We start from the raw sequence: 21,992 nt of genomic DNA, 5'->3' as shown, positions 1-21,992 counted from the left end.
CCTATTGATCACTGGGGCTATCTTGCTAATATTTTTACACAAAAAAAACCGATAATCAAGATTATCGGTTTTTATATCATCCAAGCAACATCTAGCCTCTGCTGTTATAATTTGGTGCTTCCTTCGTAATGGAAATATTATGTGGATGGGACTCTCTCAACCCTGCTCCTGTAATACGGACAAATTGTGCTTCCTGTAATTTTTCAATTGTTGCAGCACCACAGTATCCCATAGAAGCGCGTAATCCGCCAATATATTGATAAACGACCTCAGCCAATGTACCTTTGTAAGGAACACGCCCAACGATACCTTCAGGAACCAATTTTTTGATATCATCTTCTACGTCTTGGAAATAACGATCTTTAGATCCTTTTTCCATGGCTTCGATTGAGCCCATACCGCGGTAAGATTTAAACTTACGTCCCTCATAGATAATTGTTTCACCCGGAGCTTCTTCCACACCAGCGAATAAAGAGCCAGCCATAATTGTGCTTGCTCCGGCTGCAATTGCTTTTGCAATATCACCGGTTTGTTTGATACCACCATCTGCGATCAATGGCACGCCAGTTCCTTTAAGTGCTTTGGCAACTTCATATACAGCATAAAGCTGAGGAACACCAACACCAGCAATAATACGGGTTGTACAAATTGACCCCGGTCCGATACCTACTTTTACGGCATCTGCACCTGCTTCAGCCAAAGCTGTTGCTGCTGCACCGGTCGCAATATTTCCAACGATTACCTGTAGCTCAGGAAACTGCGATTTCACCAATTTCAACTTATCGATTACACCTTTAGAATGCCCGTGTGCCGTATCGATTGTAACCACATCCACACCTGCTTTCACCAAAGCCTCAACGCGATCAAGGGTATCTGGTGTAACACCTACTGCCGCACCAACCAATAAACGGCCATGGCTATCTTTGGCAGCATTGGGATAATGTTTATATTTTTGGATATCTTTAAAGGTAATCAAGCCTTTCAAAATACCTTCTTCATTAACTACAGGAAGTTTTTCGATTTTTTCGTTTTGAAGAATCTCTTCCGCTTTCACCAAATCCGTTCCTTCGGGAGCAACAACAAGATTTTCCTTAGTCATCAATTCGTTGATTGGACGACTCATATCTTTTTGGAAACGAAGATCACGATTCGTTACAATACCAACCAATTGGCCTTTTTCGTTCACAACAGGAATTCCACCGATTTTGTGCTCCTTCATAATATTGAAGGCATCACCCACAGTTGCTGTTGCCAATAACGTTACTGGATCCTGAATCATACCGCTCTCCGAACGTTTTACTTTGCGTACTTCAGCAGCTTGTTCTGCAATCGTCATGTTCTTATGTAACATACCAATACCGCCAGCTTGAGCAATCGCAATCGCCAAATCAGCACCGGTTACCGTATCCATTGCTGCAGAAACCAATGGAATATTTAATTTGATTTTTTTTGTTAGCGAAGTGCTCGTATCAACGTCACGGGGTAAAATTTCAGAATAAGCTGGAATTAATAAGACGTCGTCGTAAGTGAGACCTTCTGCTACGAATTTTTGTGGATCTAATTGCATGGCAAATATGTATTGGGTTTTCTATTTGCCAGGCAAATTTAAGAAAAATAAGCAATAATAAAAAATAAAAGATACAAATTACAATCGGAAGACAAATTAGAAACGTTATGAATTAAGCATTCACCTAGGGTACGTCCCAGCCTTTATCATTTTTTGGCAGGCTATTTGCTTTTGGTAACACGAAAAGTTATTTTAATTAATGAAAATATAAAGATAAGATAATTATGAAAAAGACATTACTCTCATTAGCTGCCGTCGCAGCATTAGCATTTGGCGCACAAGAAGCGAAAGCTCAGTCTCCATTTAGATCAGCGATAGGTGTTGTATTCGATGGTACAACAACTGACTTATGGGGTGTTCAATATAAGCAATCTTTTGGTGGTGCCAACATGGGGCAAGCACAAGTGATGTTTGATGACCATGTTGTTGCTGTTGGTGCGGATTACCAATATGCAAGACCTTTCCAAGGTGTTAATGGTTTGGGATGGTATGCAGGTGTTGGTGCACAATTGACTTTTATTGACGTAGGTGATAACATTACAAACGTTGCATTACGCCCGCAATTAGGTTTGGAATTTAAAATTCCAGTTGCTCCGATTGCGTTCCACGCAGACTGGAAACCTGACTGGAGATTGAACCACAACAGTGATTTTGATGCTTCAACATTCTCGTTTGGTATCAAATACACATTGAAATAATATAAGACAACTAAACAGTATAAAAGGTCCTTCTCTATGTTGAGCAGGGCCTTTTTTTATAAATAAAATCAATAAATATTTCTTTTTTTCTTCAATTCTCCTATTTTTATGCCGTTGACCTGATTGGCGTAAATAAAACTTTTCATTCTACAAAAATTTTATACCTTTGCCATTCTTGGTAAAATGTGATTAAACGAGAACTAATTATCAATTACATAAACAGTATTTAACATTAAAATTAATACAATTATAACAGACGATGCAAGGTAAAGGGCTGATTAAACTTTTAGTGATAGTGGTGTCATTAGCGTGTCTATACTCCCTATCATTTACTTGGGTGACCCGCAATGTGGAGCGAGATGCTGAGAATTTTGCCAAAGGAGACTTGGCGAAAGAGAAAAGCTACCTCGACTCAATGGCCGGTGAAGTAGTGTACAATTTAGGTTTTGCAAAATACACCTATCGGGAAGCCAAAGCAAATGAACTCGCTTTGGGATTGGATTTGAAAGGTGGTATGAACGTGACCATGGAAATCTCATTGGACGAATTGATCCGCAATTTGGCGAACAATCCAAAAGATGAGAAATTCAACAAAGCGTTGGAGCAAGCAGTAGCAAAAAGCAAAACGAGTGCAAAAACAGTCGTTGCTTTATTTATGGAAGAGTACAAATCCATCGGTGCTACAACTCCACTTTCGACATTCTTTTCAACAAAAGATAACGCTGCTCTAATTAAACCTGGTGATTCAGACTCCAAAGTTGAATCATTCCTTCAAAAAGAAGCAGACAATGCCATCCAAAACTCATACAAAGTACTTCGTACACGTATCGATAAATTTGGCGTTGCGTCTCCAAACATTCAAATTCAACAAGGTACAAACCGTATTTTGATCGAATTACCTGGTGTGAAAGATGAAAGTCGTGTTCGTAACCTATTACAAGGTTCAGCTAAATTGGAATTCTACGAAACATATACAAACCAGGAAGTTTATCCAATACTGGAAAATATCGACAAAACTTTAGCATCAACGTTAAAAGCTGCTCCAGCTGCTACGACAAATGCTGCTGCAGATACAAGCAAAAAATCAGATGATTTATTGTCTAATCTAACCGGTGGTAAAAAAGATGCTAAGAAAGACAGTGCTGCTGTAAATCTAGGTCAGAAAAATCCATTATTTGAAGTATTACGTCCAGCTGTTTACATGGGCGAAAACCAACAAATGGCACTTATGCCAGGTTCAATGGTCGGTATTGCTTCATTAAAAGATACGGCAAAAGTAAATGCTTACTTGCAACGTCCTGAGGTGAAATCAATACTTCCTGGAAACTTAAAGCTTTTATGGTCTGTTAAACCAGAGCAAAAAACACCTGAGCAACTATCATTATACGCCATTAAAGGGTCTGGACAGGACAATGGTGCTGTATTGACGGGTGATGTGATCACTGACGCAACAGCAAACTTTGATGAGAAAAATCAACCTGTGGTTGGTATGCAAATGAACAGTGAAGGTGCTCATCAATGGAAGAAAATTACAGCAAAAGCAGCTCAAAACAGAGATGCGATTGCTATCGTTCTTGATAATGTAGTTTATTCTGCTCCTTCTGTAAACGGTGAAATTCCAAATGGTAGCTCATCAATCTCTGGATCCTTTACGGTAGAAGATACCAAAGATTTGGCGAACGTATTGAAGGCAGGTCGTCTTCCTACAACGGCTAAAATCGTTGAAGAAGCTGTTGTGGGTCCTACTTTGGGTCAGGCTGCCATCGATGCCGGTGTAAATTCTGCTGTTATCGGTATTATCGTGGTAATGATCTTTATGATCGCTTACTACAATACGGCGGGTATCGTAGCAAACATCGCGGTATTGTTAAACGTATTTATCATTATGGGGGTATTGGCATCCTTAAATGCTGTACTGACCCTACCTGGTATTGCCGGTATCGTATTGACAATGGGTACCGCTGTCGATGCAAACGTTTTGATTTATGAACGTATCCGTGAAGAACTGGGCTTAGGAAAATCGATCCGTCAGGCTGTTGCTGATGGTTACAAACATGCTTTACCGTCCATCCTGGATTCGCAGATCACAACTTTCTTAATTGGTATTATCCTATTTTTATTTGGTAGTGGTCCGATCTTAGGTTTCGCAACAACGTTAATGGTGGGTATTATTACTTCATTGTTTACTGCGATCTTAGTTACACGTGTTATCTTTGAATGGATGTTGGCGAAAGATTTCAAAATCAAAGTCTCTTTCCCTTGGTCTGCAAACACTTTGCATAACGCAAACTTCAAATTCGTGCAGAAACGTAAAATCTTTTACGCGATTTCAATCGTTGCTGTGTTAATTTCTGCTGCATCAATTTTCACAAAAGGATTCAGTTTAGGTGTGGATTTCCAAGGTGGACGTACTTATACTGTTCGTTATGATAAACCTGTGGACTTAGAAGCTGTACGTACAAACTTGGACGATATCTTCAAGAAAACAACAGAGGTAAAAGTATTCGGTGCAGCCAATCAATTGCGTATTACAACAACTTACCATATTGAAGAAACTTCGGACACTGCTGATAAAGAAGTATTAGACAAATTAAACCAAGGTCTATCGAAAGTAGATGCTTCCAATAAACATGAGATTCTTTCGTCTCAAAAAGTTGGACCAAGTATCGCTACCGACATCAAATCTAGAGCAACCAGCTCAGCAATTTTCTCCATCATCATTGTTGCAGCTTACATCTTGATCCGTTTCCATAAATGGGAATATTCAGTTGGAGCAGCTATTGCAACAATTCACGATGCGATCATTTTATTGGGATTATTCTCTATCTTGGATGGTATCGTACCATTCTCACTTGATATTGACCAACACTTTGTAGCAGCGATATTAACTGTAATTGCTTACTCGGTGAATGATACAGTGGTTGTATTTGACCGTTTACGTGAATTCGTATCGAAACCAAATGCACATAATGAAGATCTTGGCGATGTCGTAAACCATGCGATCAACTCGACATTAAGTAGAACAATTATCACATCATTGACAATCGTGTTTGTTCTTGCTGTATTGTTTATCTTTGGTGGTGAAGTTATCCGTGGATTCTCATTCGCGATCTTAATCGGTGTTATCGTAGGTACATATTCATCTATTATCTTAGCTGCACCTTCAGTATATGACTTACGTAAAGGGAAGCATTTGGCAGAAGGTAATACTGCTAAAAAAGCTGAAGTCGTAAGACCATAATAGCTGATATTGATAAAATAAAAAAGGGCGTTCAAATGAACGCCCTTTTTTATTGCATTCAAATTACTTGTCACACTAAATATTTTAAATATATTTGTTGTACTAAATATTTGTATGCTAAACGAAAAATTTGACCGCTACTCCTTCATCTTGGATCAAACAGCCAAGAAAGTAAAACAGTTCGCCCAATCTTCTTTTGCCGAGAAAGGATTTGATATTACTGTAGACCAATGGACCGTTTTAAAGGCTTTGTACGAAACAGATCAACTTTCACAAAAAGAACTGGCCAAGCGCTGCGGAAAAGACCAGCCCACACTGACACGGATCGTAGATATCCTCCTTAAAAAGAATCTGGCTGAGCGGATCACTGACGAAACGGACCGTCGGAGTCTATACCTCCATTTGACAGAAGAGGGAAAATTAAAAGTAGCATCGCTTACGCCAATTGTTACGGAGATTCGTATGAGGGCCTGGGAAAATCTAGCGGACGAAGATTTCGAAGCTTTCACAAGAATTTTGAATACAATATATAACAATTTAAATATAGAATAGCTATGATAAATACGGATATCTGTATCATCGGAGCAGGACCTGTTGGCCTATTCGCAGTTTTTGAAGCTGGGCTTTTAAAAATGCGCTGCCATTTGATTGATGTGTTACCCCAAGTGGGCGGTCAACTTTCGGAGATCTACCCCCATAAGCCTATCTACGACATTCCTGGTTATCCAAGTATCACTGCGCAGGAATTGATCGATAAACAGCTTGAACAGATTAAACCCTTTGACCCCACATTCACCTTAGGCGAGCGTGTGGAACATATAACAAAACAGGACGACGGTTCTTTTATTGTAGAAACCAATGATCATACGATGGTTCATACACAGGTCATTGTCATCGCCGGGGGCTTAGGTTGCTTTGAACCACGCAAGCCCGAAATTCCGAATCTTCATCTCTTTGAAGGAAAAGGCGTAGATTATATGGTAAAAGACCCAGCCAAGTACCGGGATAAAAAAATCGTCATTGCCGGTGGCGGTGATTCCGCGCTCGATTGGACCTTCCATCTCGCAGATATTGCGCAACAGGTCACTTTAATCCACCGAAGTGACTCCTTCAGAGGCGCTCCGGACTCGGCTGAAAAGGTTTTCAAATTGGCCCAACAAGGTAAGATCAACTTATTATTGTCCCACAATCTGACCAATATTCATGGCAATGACTACTTGTCCCATGTTGAAACAACCAATAAAGAAAAAGAAGTCATCGCAACAGATGCAGACTATTTTATTCCCTTATATGGTCTTACGCCGAAGCTTGGCCCAATCGCAGATTGGGGATTAAATATCGATAAAAATGCGATAGAGGTCAATACGTTTGATTACTCAACCAATATTGAGCGGATTTATGCTATTGGAGATATCAACACCTATCCAGGCAAACTGAAACTCATTCTCTGCGGGTACCATGAGGCTGCCCTGATGTGTCAGAGTGCTTTTAAATTTGTCTACCCAGATCAAAAATTGACATTCAAATACACCACTGTAAACGGTATAAATACATTCTAGCCATGGACGATAATTTAATTCAAGTCACTGTTATTGATCGTGATGGGACCGAAAATACGCTGGAAGTTCCTACCGATATCAATCTTTCACTCATGGAGATTTTAAAGGCATCCGAATATGAAATTCTGGCCACTTGTGGAGGTATGGCGCTGTGCGCCACCTGTCATGTCGAAGTTGTCGAAGGCCTGGATACGCTTCCTTCAGCGAGTGATCAGGAACTCGACATGCTGGACACGCTTCCGGATGCCGATGGCCAAAGCCGCCTTGCCTGTCAGCTTTATCTGCACAATAACAACAACGGTATGAAAATCAAGATAAAAGGTGCGCTACAATAGTGTTATCATTGTGTATTTTATACACAATGATAACACTATTAATCGTTTTTTTTTTGAGATAGCAATATCTACCATAAAGAACTAAAAATCAAATGAGTACAAAACATATTATTGAAAGAATTAGCTACTTAACAATAAAATTCACAACATATCAGCACAATAAATAAATATTTTTTAGCTTTTTGAGTCAAAATTTAAGATATTTGCAGCTTAATTCGATTGTACCGAATTTTTACAACAAACTATTAAAAATATGCCAAGCAATAGTTCAAATAGAAAATTCCCAAGAGTAATCATTATTGGTGCTGGATTTGGAGGAATTGAAGTTGCTAAAAAGCTTAAAAATAAGGAAGTTGAAGTTCTGTTGCTGGACAGAAATAACTTCCATACTTTTCAACCATTGATGTACCAAGTTGCCACGGGTACTCTTTCAGCTGACTCTATCTCCTTCCCTGTCCGCAAAATGTTCAAAGGCCAAGACAACTTTCATTTTAGACTTGCTGACGTAAAAAGCGTTGACAACGAGGCTAAGATTGTAAGAACAGATGTTGGCGATTTTGACTATGATTATTTAATTGTTGCTACAGGTGCTACGACGAACTTCTTCGGCAATCAACAAATCACAAAATATGCTTTGCCGATGAAAAACATACAAGAAGCATTAAATATTCGAAGCTATGTTTTACAGAACCTCGAAGAAGCAGTACGTATAGAAAACCCTGCTGATCGTAAAGCTAATTTGAATTTTGTAATTGTTGGCGGTGGTCCAACAGGTGTAGAACTTTCGGGGGCAATCGCAGAGATCAAAAACAATGTTCTTGAGAAGGATTATCCAGAATTGAAAAAATCTGAGATGTCGGTTTACCTGGTTGAAGGACTTCCAAAAGTATTGGCTAACTTATCTGAGAAATCTTCTAAAGATTCAGAAAAGTACCTCAAAGATTTAGGTGTAGAAGTATTATTGAATGTTCAGGTAACAGGATATGATGGCAATTCAATTACTTTCGCCGATGGCAGAAGCATTGAAACAAAAACGGTTATCTGGGGAGCAGGTGTAGCTGGGCAATATCCAAATGGTTTCAAAAAGGAGATTATCCAACGTGGTAACCGTATACAGATAGATGATCAATGTCGTGTTATCGATATGCCAGGTGTTTATGCCATTGGTGATGTTTCGGCATTTATCACAGATGACCTTCCTCGTGGCTTACCTGGTGTTGCACCGGTAGCGCAACAGCAGGGGGCATATGTTGCCAAACACATTCTTCAAACAATGTCCAATCAACCAACAGAGAAATTCAACTATTTCGACAAAGGATCCATGGCTACGGTAGGTCGTAATAAAGCTGTCGTTGACATGGGAAAAATCCATTTCAATGGATTTTTTGGCTGGATGACCTGGATGTTTGTCCACTTGATGTCCATCTATGGATTCAGAAATAAATTGATCACATTCGTAAACTGGTCGGTCAAATTTTTCACCAAAAACAGTGGTGTGCGTTTGATCTTCCACAAATATGATGAGCCGACTCCGGAAGAACAGCAGGCAGAAACAGCCCAATAACTTTCAATTGGAGTTTAGATAAACTATTTCAATACCCCGACAGCGCCATGATCCCAAACGATAATGGCGCTGTTTTTTACCTCTATTTTACCTGTTTAATCCATTCGCTAAAAACATATAACAACAGCGTGTAGGAACCCTTCGAAACAACAGCCCTCTCCAGATAGTTGTCAAAACCACCTTTTCCCGATTGGATTCTTTCTTCTCGCGGTCAATGATTTCAAAAACACCGGCTTAATTCTTTTTTAACACCGCATCCAATTAAAAATAACTTCACCTAGGACGTAAGAATTACAGATTATATTCGTTAAATTTAAAGACAGTTTTTTCCAGATAGAATTTACTTTCAGAATGTAGTTTTTTTTGATGTATAACCTCAAAAAGATTAATTTTTTTTGTGTAGGTTTGCATATTATTTTAAAATAGCTTAAGGATTAGCAGATGGGCTTATTTAATTGGTTTACGCAAGAAGTTGCGATTGACTTGGGTACTGCAAATACCCTAATAATTCATAATGACAAAGTAGTAGTGGATGAACCTTCTATTGTTGCATTTGACCGCACCACAAACAAAGTGATCGCCATTGGTCGCCAGGCCATGCAAATGGAGGGTAAAACACACGACAATATAAAGACAGTACGTCCTTTACGTGATGGGGTAATCGCTGATTTTACGGCAGCTGAGCACCTGATCAGAGGTATGGTAAAATTGGTAAACAATGGTAAGAGCTGGTTTTTCCCTTCCCTACGTATGGTTGTTTGTATTCCTTCCGGTATTACGGAAGTAGAGAAACGAGCTGTGCGTGATTCAGCAGAAATTGCGGGTGCCAAAGAAGTCTATTTAATTCACGAACCCATGGCTGCTGCTGTAGGAATCGGAATTGACGTGGAAGAACCAATGGGTAATATGATTATCGATATCGGTGGTGGTACCACTGAAATTGCTGTCATCGCTTTATCGGGTATTGTATGTGACCAGTCCATTCGTGTTGCTGGTGATAACTTCGACTCTGACATCGTTCAATACATCAGAAGACAACATAACATCATGATCGGTGAACGTACGGCTGAAAAAATCAAAATTGAAGTGGGTGCTGCTCTACCTGAATTGCAAGAACCACCGGCAGATTTTGCTGTTCAAGGCCGTGATTTGATGACAGGAGTTCCTAAGCAAATTACTGTTTCTTACACAGAAATAGCGCATTGTCTAGATAAGTCCATATCAAAAATTGAAGAGGCGATCTTAAAAGCACTTGAAATCACCCCACCAGAATTATCAGCGGATATTTATCAAACAGGTATCTATCTTACCGGTGGTGGTGCATTATTGCGCGGTTTGGACCGTCGTATACAAGCGAAAACTAAACTTCCAGTACATATTGCCGAAGATCCATTACGTGCTGTCGTAAGAGGAACTGGTATTGCACTTAAAAATATTGGACGATTTAAATTCTTGATGCAATCATAACGTTCGATAATTAATAACAATATTTTATTAAAGAGCGATATAATATGCAAAACTATTATATCGCTTGCTTATTAAATACCCACATTAAAAAATGAGAAACCTTTGGTTATTCCTGAGACGATACAATGCATTCTTCTGGTTTATCCTATTTTTTGGATTCTCGTTATTTTTGGTGATCACCAACAATTCTTTCCAACGTAATTCTGTTTTAAATTCTTCAAATAGTATCATCGGAGGCCTGTATGCAAAGGTCAATTCCTGGAAAAGCTATCTGCACCTCGGGGAGACTAATGATGCACTTGCAAAGGAAAATGCACAATTAAGAAAGGACTTACAAGCCTATCGATCAACTGACAGCATCAAGATCGGTCCTGTCCCAGCAATCGATAGCAGTGAGTTTGGGCGTTACGAATTTATTATTGCGAATGTCATCAACAATAGCATTCACCAAAAGGCAAATACGATTACACTCGATAAAGGCAGTAAAGACGGTATAGAGCGAGGTATGGGTGTTATCGCTCCCAACGGGGTAGTTGGTATTGTATTGAATGTTTCCCCTAACTTCTCTACCGTTCAATCCTTATTGCATCCAGATACGCGTATATCCGTTACACTGGGCCACACCGAGGTCTTCGGCTCGTTGGTATGGGGCAATAGCATGGATTACCGCGCGGCAATGGTCAAGGAAATTCCAAACCATATCAAAGTCAACAAAGGAGACAAAGTGTATACCTCCGGATATTCAGGACATTTTCCAAAGGGAATTTTTGTCGGAACGGTCATTCAGACAGGTATTTCTTCAGGAGATGCTTTTTTGGATCTTAGATTATTGTTGAGCACCAATTTCTCCAATTTGCAACATGTCTACGTTGTAAAAGACCTGTTAAATAAAGAATTAAAGACACTAGAAGAATCGACAAAGGACAATGGCTAGGATTTTAATATTTAATATTATTCGATTTATCGTTTTGATAGGTATGCAAGTTTTCCTATTTCAAAATATCGGTTATTACAATCTGGTCGCTGCATTTCCTTATATCTTATTTATTTTTTTACTTCCGACAGGAACACCTAATTTCCTGGTGTATTTGATCGCATTTCTTACGGGACTTACCGTAGATTCATTTTATGATACCCTTGGTGTCAATACCGCAGCCTGTGTTGCATTGGCCGCCTTCCGTATTTTCTTCATGAAAATTACGCTCGAAGTTGAAGAACGTGAATCTTTTTTTACCCCGATGTTGGGGTTTATGAATATTCGCTGGTTCTTTTCCTACATCTTTTTCGGAACATTGATCCATCATACATTTTTGTATCTCTTGGAATCTTTTTCCTTCCAGCACATCCAATACACCTTATTGAGTATAGTTTTAAGTTGTATATTTACAGTAATTATCATGCTATTATTTAGCATATTATTCTACAAAAAGAAAGATCGGTTGTAGTAGATCGATGGATAGAAATTCATTTCTATGAACAGTTTTTTTGCGCGTAAGTACGTCGTTTCGGGAATCTTTATTGCTATCACATTGACCTTGGTGGCCCGCTTATTCTATTTACAGATCATAGACGATTCCTATATACATTCCGCAAACAGCAATGTCATGCGCAAGGTCATTGTGTACCCGGCCAGAGGGGTTATATTGGACCGAAAGGGAAAGGTATTAGTTCAAAACGAACCGGTATATGACCTTATGGTTACTCCACGTGAGGTGAAAGAAATCGACACCGCTTTGTTTTGCAAATTGATAGACATTGACAAGGAAGGCTTTATTAAACGGATGGAAAAGGCAAGAGTACACTCGCCTTACCGTGCATCCATTTTTGAAAAACAGCTTTCTGTACGGACATGGGCCCAATATCAGGAATACCAATATCAATTTCGTGGTTTCTATGTCCAAAAAAGAACAATCAGAAGTTATCCCGATAGCATAGCGGCTCAATTTTTGGGTTATGTAAGTGAGGTAAATGATAAAGATATTGAACGCTCCAACGGGTTTTATCGTAGTGGTGACTATATTGGTCGCAGTGGTGTAGAACGTTCTTATGAAGACCTTATTCGCGGAAAACGTGGTGTCAACAACTTAATGGTTGATGCGCTGAACCGCCCGAAAGGGGTATTTATGGAGGGGAAATACGATACACTTGCTGTCGCAGGGGAAGGACTGGTTTCCTCTTTGGATAAGGACCTCCAGATTCTAGGGGAAAACCTCATGAAAAATAAATTGGGGTCCATTGTCGCTATTGAACCTGCAACAGGTGAAATATTGGCGTATGTAAGTAGCCCGAGTTACAATCCAAACATGATGGTCGGCAGACAGTCTGGCAATAATTATATGAAATTATTGAAAGACGACACCAAACCGCTTTTTAACCGTCCTATTCAAGCCTCTTACCCCCCAGGCTCTGTATTTAAGGTTGTTTCAGCACTGACTGCGCAGCAGGCTGGTGTTATTGATCGCAATACGGTATTTTTCTGCCCGCATGGATATAGCTATGGTGGTGGACGCGGCTGGATGGGCTGTACGCACTATCATGGATCAACTACATTACAGCGATCTGTAGCTGTATCATGTAATACCTACTATGGATTTACCTATGCTAAGATGATCGACGGACGTGGGCTTTCGGGACCTAAGGCCTACGATCTATGGCGCAATGCAGTAACACAGTTTGGAATTGGCCATAAACTTGGAATTGATCTGCCGGGTGAAAAACCAGGTTTACTACCTACGTCAGATTTTTATACCAAACGCTATGGTAACGATAAATGGCGTTCAAGTTTCAATATCTCCTTATCTATTGGACAAGGGGAAATGGGTATAACGCCCTTGCAAATGGCCAATATTATGGCTATCGTTGCCAACAAAGGTTTTTATTATAGACCCCATCTGATTAAAGGTATTGGCGCACAGAAGATTGCCAAGAAGGAATTTACCGAAAAAGTCAGTGCCGGCGTGGATGAGCGGTATTATCCTGTTGTTATCCAAGGGATGAGTGATGCTGTCAATACACCCGAAGGTACCGCATGGGCCAATCGTATCCCAGGCATCGAAATGTGCGGAAAAACGGGTACAGCACAAAACCCACACGGAGAAAACCATGCCGTTTTCTTTGCTTTTGCGCCTCGAGAAAACCCTAAAATTGCCATTGCTGTCTTTGTTGAAAATGCAGGTTACGGTGGAACCTGGGCAGGACCTATCGCAAGTATGATGGTTGAGAAATACCTCAAAGACACGATAACTGCACCAAAATATATTCAGGACCGCATTTATAAAGCGAATTTTCTTCCTGCACCAAAAAAGGTTGTCGATCCAAAGATTAAAGATGTAAAAAAGACTGATTCCGTAAAATCAAAAACGGATACGTTAAAATCAAAACGCCAGCTGGCAGCCTTAACAAAACCAAAGGAAACAATTGTTCACCATAGCGAGATAAAGAGAAGATATGAATAATCAAAAAACTAGTTTCTTTGGAAAGATAGACTGGCTAACCATCACTCTTTGGCTTGCGCTATGCTTAATTGGCTTATTCAATATCCGTGCGGCTGTATTTAATCCTGAACTACCCAATTTCTTTACCTTAGGAACCAATTATGGAAAACAGTCTTTATATCTTGTTTCCGCAATTATTCTAGGGGTATCCATTCTGATCATAGACGCGAAATTTTTCAGTTCCGCCTCACCGATATTTTATGGTATAACAGCTGTCCTGCTTGTCATCGTGCTCGTTGTAGGGCGAAATGTCGGCGGAAACCAGGCCTGGATTGACTTAGGTTTTTTCCGCTTACAGCCTTCCGAGTTTGCAAAACTTTCAACCTGTCTGCTCTTGGCTAACTTTCTAAGTTCTCAAAGTAACAAAGCGCCGACCATGCAGACACTGGCCATGGGTGCCGGTATTGTCTTATTTCCTGTATTTTTGGTTATGTTACAACCCGATACGGGATCTGCCCTTGCCTTCTTTTCGTTGATTTTTGTATTCTACCGCGAGGGCTATGTTAATAATGAACTGCTTATATTTGGCGGGCTATGCATTTTACTTTTTGTTCTTTCTTTATTGGTCAATCCTTGGATTCTTATCTTGATTTTAGCATTGCTCATTGGCCTTGTCATGTGGAATTACCGTAAGAGAAGAAAATACATTATCAATCTAAGTATACTTTTTGCAGCCTCTGCTGTATTTGTTCTCTGTGTGGACTTGGTCTATGAACATGTGCTACAACCCCATCAACGTGACCGTATTGACATTATCCTAGGCAAAATGGAAGACCCTAAAGGTAAAGGATATAATTTGAATCAGTCGAAGATTGCAATTGGATCGGGGCAGCTTCTAGGCAAAGGTTACTTACAGGGAACCCAAACGAAATACAATTTTGTGCCTGAGCAGAGTACGGACTTTATTTTCTGTACCGTTGGAGAAGAGTGGGGATTTGTTGGATCAGTTACCTTATTACTTATCTATCTCACCTTACTGCTACGCATTATTCATATCGCCGAACGACAGCGTTCAGCCTTCGCCAGGATATATGCATACGGTGTAGCGTCCATCCTCTTTTTTCACTTATTTATCAATATCGGTATGACAATAGGTATTGTTCCGGTTATCGGGATTCCGCTGCCTTTTATCAGTTACGGTGGTTCATCCTTATGGAGTTTCACCATTTTACTGTTTATCATGCTTAAATTTGATTCAAATAGAAAAGGAGTTGTCTAAAACAACTCCTTTTCTATTTGTAGCCTTATTTAGTTTTTCTCAACTCTTTTACTGCATCAATTGAGAAAAACTAAAGTCTCCCTTGCCTGCACAGACAAACGGTTAAATACGCTCCAAAACGAGCTGTATAGCTTTATCCACAACTTCTTCAGGTGCGGAAGAAAACCGGCCATCTACCCGACTTGCCAAAATTGCATTGATGGATAAAGCCTGATGTCCAAACATGTTAGCCAATGCATAAATACCCGCTGTTTCCATTTCCAGGTTGGTGAAACGCTGATCTTTATATTGAAAGGAGCTGATCAAGTTTATAAAATTGGGAATCGTATTAGTTGATCGGACAGTCCTTCCCTGCGGAGCATAAAATCCGGGCGCAGTCAAGGTTACTCCCTTCGGTAAATCAAAGGCTATTCGATCCAGAAGGCTTGCGCCAGCTTTTGCAACGTAGGGCTTTAAGTTTAATGCGGAAAAATATTCGGCTAGCGCAACTTGAAGCGCCTGCTCCTCGCCGTCGTAAGATCCCTGATAATAGTTCATCAATGCATCAAGACCTATTCCATATGCAGAGGCCAAAATAGTTCCCATCTCAACATCTTGTTGTACCGCTCCAGAAGTTCCAATGCGAATAATATCCAATGAAGTCAGCGAAGTCTTTACGGTTATATTGGCAAAATCAATATTCGCCAGCGCATCCAGTTCATTCAATACAATATCTATATTATCAGTACCTATACCTGTTGAGATTACCGTCAACCGTTTATTTCCCAGATAGCCGGTATGCGTAATAAACTCACGCTTCCCTTTTTTGAGTTCAATACGATCAAAGTGTTTCGAGACTTTCGCTACACGGTCTGGATCACCGACCGTAATTACTGTACTTGCCAGATCTTCCGGCAACAAATTCAGATGATATATACTGCCATCTGCGTTTAAAATCAATTCCGATTCGTTGATCATATCGTATATAAATAAGTTAACTGACAACCTTCTATTTTGGAAAACCGATCAACAACTCGATTGACTTGCATTTTTCGGACTTCAAACTCCAAATAACACTGATTATCAAATTCCTGCTTTTCAACTTCGACGCCCTCTTCCTTTATGATCCGCATAATATCATTCATATGGAGGTAATCGAAGGTAATACCATAATGGTCATTCACTGTACGCTCGATAATTTCTGCTTGGGTCAAAGCATCTTGGGTTGCTGATTTGTAGGCATTAATCAAGCCTGGGACACCCAATAATGTACCACCGAAATAGCGAACGACAATCACGATAACATTGGTTACACCCATCGACAGGAGAACGTTCAAAATTGGGCGTCCTGCTGTCCCCGACGGTTCTCCATCATCATTCACACGAAAAACAGCACGATCTGGCGTGAGACGATAAGCCCAACAATGGTGTCTAGCTTTCGGATGAATCGCTTTCACTTCCAAGATCAGATCTTTTAATTGGTCTTCGGATTTAAATGGAAAAGCATAAGCAATAAATTTACTGCCCTTATCCCTAAAAATTCCCTCGTATTTTGCATCAATAGTCCGGTAAGTATCTTCAAATAAACTCATAGATATGCTATGATTAAAACTGAAACAATAGAAAGCGCTATGCCTAAATAATTCAATAATGATAACCTTTCTTTAAAAAATAAGACGCCAATTAGAGCGCCCAATGAGATCACACCAATATTCATCCCAGTAAATACGACTGATGGATTGTCTGGTAGGGCACGATGCGCTTTCATATAGAATAGGATATTACAGAAGTTAAATACTCCCAAAACCAATCCATATCCCACAGCTTGCCTTGAAAAACGTTGCTTTTCCACAAAAAGGAAATACAGCAATAGCACCATTGCAATAAACATCGCCATCACAAAGATAATAAACATGGAACTGATATAAGGTATAATAACATGCAAGGCGACCTGTTTGAAGAGGATATCAATTATACCCATACCGATAAATACCAATAATGGATAAAGCGCTTTATAACGACTATCAGCCATCGAGCTATTATGCTGATTTTTTTGCCAGCCAATAGAACATAGGATAGCCAATAAACCAAGGACTATTCCGAGCATCTTATGCCCCTCCATTTTTTCATGAAAGAAGAAAAATGATGCAAGCAGGGGAATAAACAACGATAGGCGTTGTGCAATCTCTGTCTTGACCAAACCACTATAGCGAATGGACAAAGCTATAAAAACAAACATCCCTGGAAGTAGTATCGCCAGACTCTTATAGAACGTAACCGGCATAGCATCCCATACGAGCGATTTTAGATCCGGTTGCAATACAAAATAGGTCAGCGCAACCGCCATGGGGTAATTCCAAACAATAACTTGTTTAGTTTCGACTCCATTTTGTTTTGCCAATTTTAATAAAACAGCAACGGTTACGCTGCAGATGACACTTAATAAAACAAAAATCATGATTCAAAATTCATTTATTTCCAAAGGCCGCGTTTCTCCTGACGAGCCTGACGTTCCAATTTTACAAATAAATCTGCATATTGTACATTTGGTGCTAGTGTATAGGATACTGCATACCCCTGTTCAACCAAATCCCGATTGACGAATTTCTTTCCAATATACACATAGGCAAGAAGTCTTCCATACCGATCCCGTTTTCCAACGTCAAAGACTAACTTTACACTTTTTCCATTCAGCATTGCCGTTAAATACTGCTTTGCTTCTTGACCATAGTAACCGATTTCCTTGCGTGCTGTCCGTCTCGTTTCCGGGGCATCTACCCCTATCAACCTAACTTTCTCCCCTTTTGAGGTTCCATTTTCAATGACAAAGGTATCACCATCGATAACGCGCTTTACCTTCGCATCTTTTTCCTCTCCTTTAAAAGTAAAACCTGTCAATAAAAAACAGATCATACATCCACATACATAAAAATTACTTCGTTTTAGCATAAAATCCAGCGTTTGCCCAAAGGTAGTAAAATACTTTTTCAACAAAACAGTCAAAAAAAACGGAAATATTAATATTAAAAACACATAAATTTAATACAAAAAAAACAGTAAAAAATCACATAAAAATACAGTTATTTTCAATATAAAAAATAACACTAAAACATAATTTATTATAAAAGAAAAACAACAAAACAAAAACTTAAATAACTAAACAACAACACAATACCAACATTAAAGCAAAATAAACACTTTAAAAACATTACAAATAAATCACTAAAAATTAATCAAAAAAATCACATAAAAACACATAAAAAAATCATTAAATTAACTCAATATTTATAATAAAAAATTATTTTTTCCTTTGATATTTCAAAAACATTCGTACATTTGAAATGTCAAACAACAACAGGATGAACAGAACGTATACATATTTCTATTTTAACTTCTTTTATTTTAAAAATAAGAGCCGGGATTAGATTGTGTATAAATCATAAAAAATACAAACAAGAAGAGTCCCGGTTCAAATGATCGGGACTCTTTTTTTTGGAGACAACATAGCGAACAAAAAAACAATGAGTTTAAAAATTGCAATACAGGGAGCAAAGGCTTCATTTCATGAAGAGGCCGCATTTAAATTTTTCGGAAGAGAAGTTGAAATTGTAGAATGTGATTCATTTAAAAAAACTTGTGAATTGCTGAAGCAAAGAAAAGTCGACTATATCGTTATGGCGATCGAAAATTCAATTGCGGGAAGTCTATTACCGAATTATAATTTATTGAGAGACTACAAGTTCCATATCACTGGGGAAGTTTACCTAAACATTCAACAGAATCTCATGGTATTGCCAGGCGTTAAATTAAAGGATATTAAACACATCGAATCGCATCCAATTGCCATTCGCCAATGTGAAGAATTTCTTTCTGAACTTGAAGGTGTACGTATAACCGAGGGATCTGATACCGCTGCAACTGCGAAAATGATTGCGGAGCGAAAATTAACGGATACTGCTGCAATTGCTGGGACATTGGCCGCTGAAATCTATGGTCTTGAAATATTAGAAAAGAGAATCGAAACCAATAAAAAGAACGCAACGCGTTTCCTAGTATTATCTAATGAAGTTGTCGAACATAAGAATGCCAATAAAGCATCATTATCATTCCAAACAGGAAATACAGTAGGATCTCTGGCGACTATTTTACAATGCTTTGCCGAACAGAATATCAACTTGAGCAAAATTCAGTCAATGCCGGTAATCGGAAAACGCAATGAATATGATTTTTTCGTTGATGTAGAATGGAAAAAACAAACAGACTACGAAGCAGCAATACGTAAAGTACTCAAACATAGTGTCAATTTCAATATTATGGGCGAGTATGTCAAAAACGAAAAACTATAATTAACAATTTACGCATACAATATTAAAATAGATAATCAAACTTAACATGAAAAATACATTAGACATCACTCCTTTAAAATCTTGGTTGGACACAGGAGACAAACCTTTAATTATCGCAGGCCCTTGTAGTGCAGAAACAGAAGAGCAGCTGGTATCGACAGCGCATTTGTTGGCAAATACCGGAAAAGTAAATATTTTACGTGCTGGTATTTGGAAGCCACGTACTCGTCCGGGAGAATTTGAAGGTATCGGTTCAATTGGTTTGGAGTGGTTGAAAAGAGCGAAAGAAGAAACAGGTTTATTAACAGCTACTGAAGTTGCTACTGCAAAACACGTGGAAGAAGCTTTGGCTGCTGGTGTGGATGTACTATGGGTAGGTGCACGTTCAACTGCCAATCCATTTACCGTACAAGAAATTGCTGATGCTTTACAAGGTGTAGATATTCCAGTATTTGTTAAAAACCCTGTAAACCCAGATTTATCGTTGTGGATCGGTGCATTGGAACGTATCAACCGTGCTGGTATCAAAAAATTAGGTGCTATCCATAGAGGTTTCTCTTCTTACGAGAAAACAGCATTCCGTAATGAACCAATGTGGGATTTAGCGATTCAGTTAAAAACTGCTTGTCCTAATCTACCGATCATCAACGACCCAAGTCACATTTGTGGAAACCGCGAATTGTTACCATACATCGCACAAAAAGCAATGGATATGGATATGCAAGGATTGATTATCGAATCACATATTGATCCATCTGTCGCTTGGACTGACGCAAAACAACAAGTAACGCCAGCTGCATTGGCCGAGTTGATCGACCACTTGACGTTGCGTAAAGCAGCTTCTGACAATCCTTCATTCGAAGATAAATTAGCAGAATTGCGTAGCAACATCGACAAATTAGATGATTTGATCATCCAAAAAATTGGTGAACGCATGAAAATAGCTGAGAAAATCGGCGAATACAAACGCGATAACAACGTGACAATTTTGCAAGTTAACCGTTGGGATGAAATTGTTCAAAAACGCACTAAATTAGCGGAAGCGCTTTCTTTGGGTAGCGAATTTGCGACGAAATTCCTGGAATTAATTCACAACGAATCTATCCGCAAACAAAATGCGGTCATGAATACTCAGGAGCAACCAACAGCAGAAGCATAATGAATCAAGAAGTCATCACGCTGACGCATCCTTCAAAAAAAATACAGGGCACGGTCCAACTCACAGGTTCAAAATCTGAGAGCAACCGTGCTCTTATTATCCAATCGCTGAGTAAAGGACATGTTGAAATAGCCAACCTCTCTGAGGCTGCAGATACGGTTACCCTAAACCGCGTATTGCAAATCGCATCAGAACCGCAACCCGGTTATAATACGATTGACATAGGCCCTGCAGGAACGGCTATGCGCTTCCTTACAGCTTACCTCAACCTTGTTAAAGGAAATTTCATCCTGACGGGGACAGAGCGTATGCAACAGCGTCCAATCGGAATATTGGTCGATGCCATGAAAGAAATTGGCGCCGAAATCCATTATGAAAAAAAGGCGGGGTATCCTCCTTTGAAGATTGAAGGTGGATTATTTCAAGGAAAAGACCGTGTTAAGATCAAAGGAAATATCAGCAGTCAATACATATCGGCCTTGCTATTAATTGCTCCGGCATTAAAAAAGGGACTTACCTTAGAGATTGAAGGCGAATTAACTTCCAGACCTTATGTATCCATGACCTTAGATATGCTTAAAAGTGTCGGGATCCAACATGAATGGACGGAGAATGCGATTAAAATTGCACCGCAAGAATTTGAAAAGCAAACCATATATGTCGAGCCAGATTGGAGCGCAGCATCCTACTGGTATGCTATTGTAGCACTAGCCGACGCAACTGCATCGATTGTATTGCCCGGACTAAGACAACATAGTTTACAGGGCGATATTGCCATCACAGACATTATGGCACATTTTGGTGTTTATTCGAGCTTTGAATCGGATGGATTGCATTTAAATAAAAAAGAAATCAATTCAGACAAAACGTTGTTCGACTTTAAAGAATGTCCTGATCTCGCGCAAACAGTAGTCGTTGTCGCAGCGGCTTTAAAACGTGATGTTTCCTTTACAGGCCTAGAAACCTTAAAGATTAAGGAGACCGACCGTATCGCTGCATTACAGATCGAAATCGCAAAGTTCGGTGCTGAATTGATCGAAGATGGTGATACCTATCACCTGAAAACAGCAGGGGTATATCAGCCTGAAGATGTTACCTTCGACACTTACGAGGATCACCGTATGGCGATGGCATTTGCACCGCTGGCATTAGTTTTTGACCAAATCAAGATTGCTGAACCTCAAGTTGTAGAAAAATCATATCCTGATTTTTGGAAACATTTACAAGCGCAAGCTTTTGTAATTGACTAACATATTAAAAACAGGGATTAACATCAACATTAATCTCTGTTTTATTATTCAATCTCCCAGATAGCCTTTAGCCTGGGACAGAAAATTGTGATGTAATCTATAAGGCCATATACG

The 21,992-nt window shown here is 39.4% G+C and carries 19 protein-coding genes; 14 read left to right on the top strand and 5 right to left on the bottom strand.

Annotated features, from left to right (window positions below; genetic code table 11):
- Positions 1-91: 91 nt before the first annotated feature.
- Positions 92-1,567 (bottom strand): IMP dehydrogenase, encoded by a 1,476-nt coding sequence (gene guaB / locus B4N43_RS03785; RefSeq protein WP_075993975.1) that lies wholly within the window; start codon positions 1,565-1,567, stop codon positions 92-94.
- Between the two features lie 224 nt (positions 1,568-1,791).
- Here guaB and B4N43_RS03780 point away from each other — a divergent pair, with 224 nt between their 5' ends.
- The 11 genes from B4N43_RS03780 to rodA all read left to right on the top strand — a co-directional run bounded on the left by B4N43_RS03780 (position 1,792) and on the right by rodA (position 15,144).
- Entirely contained in the window at positions 1,792-2,265 is a 474-nt protein-coding gene (locus B4N43_RS03780) for a hypothetical protein (RefSeq protein WP_070565992.1), read from the top strand.
- A gap of 259 nt (positions 2,266-2,524) precedes the next feature.
- Positions 2,525-5,506, top strand: a complete 2,982-nt coding sequence (gene secDF, locus B4N43_RS03775) for a protein translocase subunit SecDF (RefSeq protein ID WP_088162762.1) — start codon at positions 2,525-2,527, stop codon at positions 5,504-5,506.
- 114 nt (positions 5,507-5,620) lie between these two features.
- Positions 5,621-6,058 carry a MarR family winged helix-turn-helix transcriptional regulator gene (locus B4N43_RS03770; protein WP_286732867.1) on the top strand — a complete coding sequence of 146 codons (438 nt, stop codon included), beginning with the start codon at positions 5,621-5,623 and terminating at the stop codon, positions 6,056-6,058.
- Positions 6,059-6,060: 2 nt separating this feature from the next.
- Positions 6,061-7,065, top strand: coding sequence for an NAD(P)/FAD-dependent oxidoreductase (locus tag B4N43_RS03765; RefSeq protein ID WP_153847710.1), 1,005 nt, complete (start codon positions 6,061-6,063; stop codon positions 7,063-7,065).
- Positions 7,066-7,067: 2 nt separating this feature from the next.
- Positions 7,068-7,400 carry a 2Fe-2S iron-sulfur cluster-binding protein gene (locus B4N43_RS03760; RefSeq protein WP_286732866.1) on the top strand — a complete coding sequence of 111 codons (333 nt, stop codon included), beginning with the start codon at positions 7,068-7,070 and terminating at the stop codon, positions 7,398-7,400.
- A 253-nt stretch (positions 7,401-7,653) separates the two neighbouring features.
- Entirely contained in the window at positions 7,654-8,964 is a 1,311-nt protein-coding gene (locus tag B4N43_RS03755; RefSeq protein WP_286732864.1) for an NAD(P)/FAD-dependent oxidoreductase, read from the top strand.
- A 441-nt stretch (positions 8,965-9,405) separates the two neighbouring features.
- On the top strand, positions 9,406-10,431 hold the full coding sequence (locus B4N43_RS03750) for a rod shape-determining protein (protein ID WP_046671815.1): 1,026 nt from the start codon (positions 9,406-9,408) through the stop codon (positions 10,429-10,431).
- A 91-nt stretch (positions 10,432-10,522) separates the two neighbouring features.
- Positions 10,523-11,365, top strand: a complete 843-nt coding sequence (mreC, locus tag B4N43_RS03745) for a rod shape-determining protein MreC (protein WP_075993981.1) — start codon at positions 10,523-10,525, stop codon at positions 11,363-11,365.
- Positions 11,358-11,876, top strand: coding sequence for a hypothetical protein (locus tag B4N43_RS03740; protein WP_046671817.1), 519 nt, complete (start codon positions 11,358-11,360; stop codon positions 11,874-11,876). The genes mreC and B4N43_RS03740 overlap by 8 nt, the downstream gene beginning before the upstream one ends.
- Positions 11,877-11,903: 27 nt before the next feature.
- Complete coding sequence (mrdA, locus tag B4N43_RS03735; protein WP_248932476.1) at positions 11,904-13,886, top strand: penicillin-binding protein 2; 1,983 nt, start codon at positions 11,904-11,906, stop codon at positions 13,884-13,886.
- Positions 13,879-15,144, top strand: a complete 1,266-nt coding sequence (rodA, locus tag B4N43_RS03730; protein WP_075993982.1) for a rod shape-determining protein RodA — start codon at positions 13,879-13,881, stop codon at positions 15,142-15,144. Before mrdA ends, rodA begins: the two co-directional genes overlap by 8 nt.
- 102 nt (positions 15,145-15,246) lie before the next feature.
- On the opposite strand, the gene B4N43_RS03725 is transcribed toward rodA, so the two are convergent.
- Genes B4N43_RS03725 through B4N43_RS03710 form a run of 4 tightly spaced genes read right to left on the bottom strand, consistent with a single transcriptional unit; the run spans position 15,247 to position 18,072 of the window.
- Positions 15,247-16,101 carry a nucleoside phosphorylase gene (locus tag B4N43_RS03725; RefSeq protein ID WP_286732860.1) on the bottom strand — a complete coding sequence of 285 codons (855 nt, stop codon included), beginning with the start codon at positions 16,099-16,101 and terminating at the stop codon, positions 15,247-15,249.
- On the bottom strand, positions 16,098-16,715 hold the full coding sequence (locus B4N43_RS03720) for an IMPACT family protein (RefSeq protein WP_286732859.1): 618 nt from the start codon (positions 16,713-16,715) through the stop codon (positions 16,098-16,100). The genes B4N43_RS03725 and B4N43_RS03720 overlap by 4 nt, the downstream gene beginning before the upstream one ends.
- A complete protein-coding gene (locus tag B4N43_RS03715) occupies positions 16,712-17,581 on the bottom strand; it encodes an EamA family transporter (RefSeq protein WP_286732856.1) in 870 nt (289 codons plus the stop codon). Before B4N43_RS03715 ends, B4N43_RS03720 begins: the two co-directional genes overlap by 4 nt.
- A 14-nt stretch (positions 17,582-17,595) precedes the next feature.
- Positions 17,596-18,072, bottom strand: a complete 477-nt coding sequence (locus B4N43_RS03710) for a thermonuclease family protein (protein WP_083663844.1) — start codon at positions 18,070-18,072, stop codon at positions 17,596-17,598.
- 572 nt (positions 18,073-18,644) lie between these two features.
- Here B4N43_RS03710 and B4N43_RS03705 point away from each other — a divergent pair.
- From B4N43_RS03705 to aroA, 3 genes are read left to right on the top strand one after another with little or no spacing between them, the layout of a single operon-like run.
- The gene (locus B4N43_RS03705; protein ID WP_046671823.1) at positions 18,645-19,469 is read left to right on the top strand and encodes a prephenate dehydratase; all 825 of its coding nucleotides are present in this window, start codon (positions 18,645-18,647) and stop codon (positions 19,467-19,469) included.
- 46 nt (positions 19,470-19,515) lie between these two features.
- The gene (locus B4N43_RS03700; RefSeq protein WP_046671824.1) at positions 19,516-20,628 is read left to right on the top strand and encodes a chorismate mutase; all 1,113 of its coding nucleotides are present in this window, start codon (positions 19,516-19,518) and stop codon (positions 20,626-20,628) included.
- On the top strand, positions 20,628-21,878 hold the full coding sequence (gene aroA, locus B4N43_RS03695; RefSeq protein WP_286732853.1) for a 3-phosphoshikimate 1-carboxyvinyltransferase: 1,251 nt from the start codon (positions 20,628-20,630) through the stop codon (positions 21,876-21,878). The genes B4N43_RS03700 and aroA overlap by 1 nt, the downstream gene beginning before the upstream one ends.
- The last annotated feature ends 114 nt before the right edge of the window (positions 21,879-21,992 follow it).

Origin of the sequence: Sphingobacterium sp. UBA1897 (assembly GCF_002337775.1) — a bacterium.
Taxonomy (GTDB): Bacteria; Bacteroidota; Bacteroidia; order Sphingobacteriales; family Sphingobacteriaceae; genus Sphingobacterium; species Sphingobacterium siyangense.
This window is presented reverse-complemented; position numbering and strand designations above follow the sequence as displayed.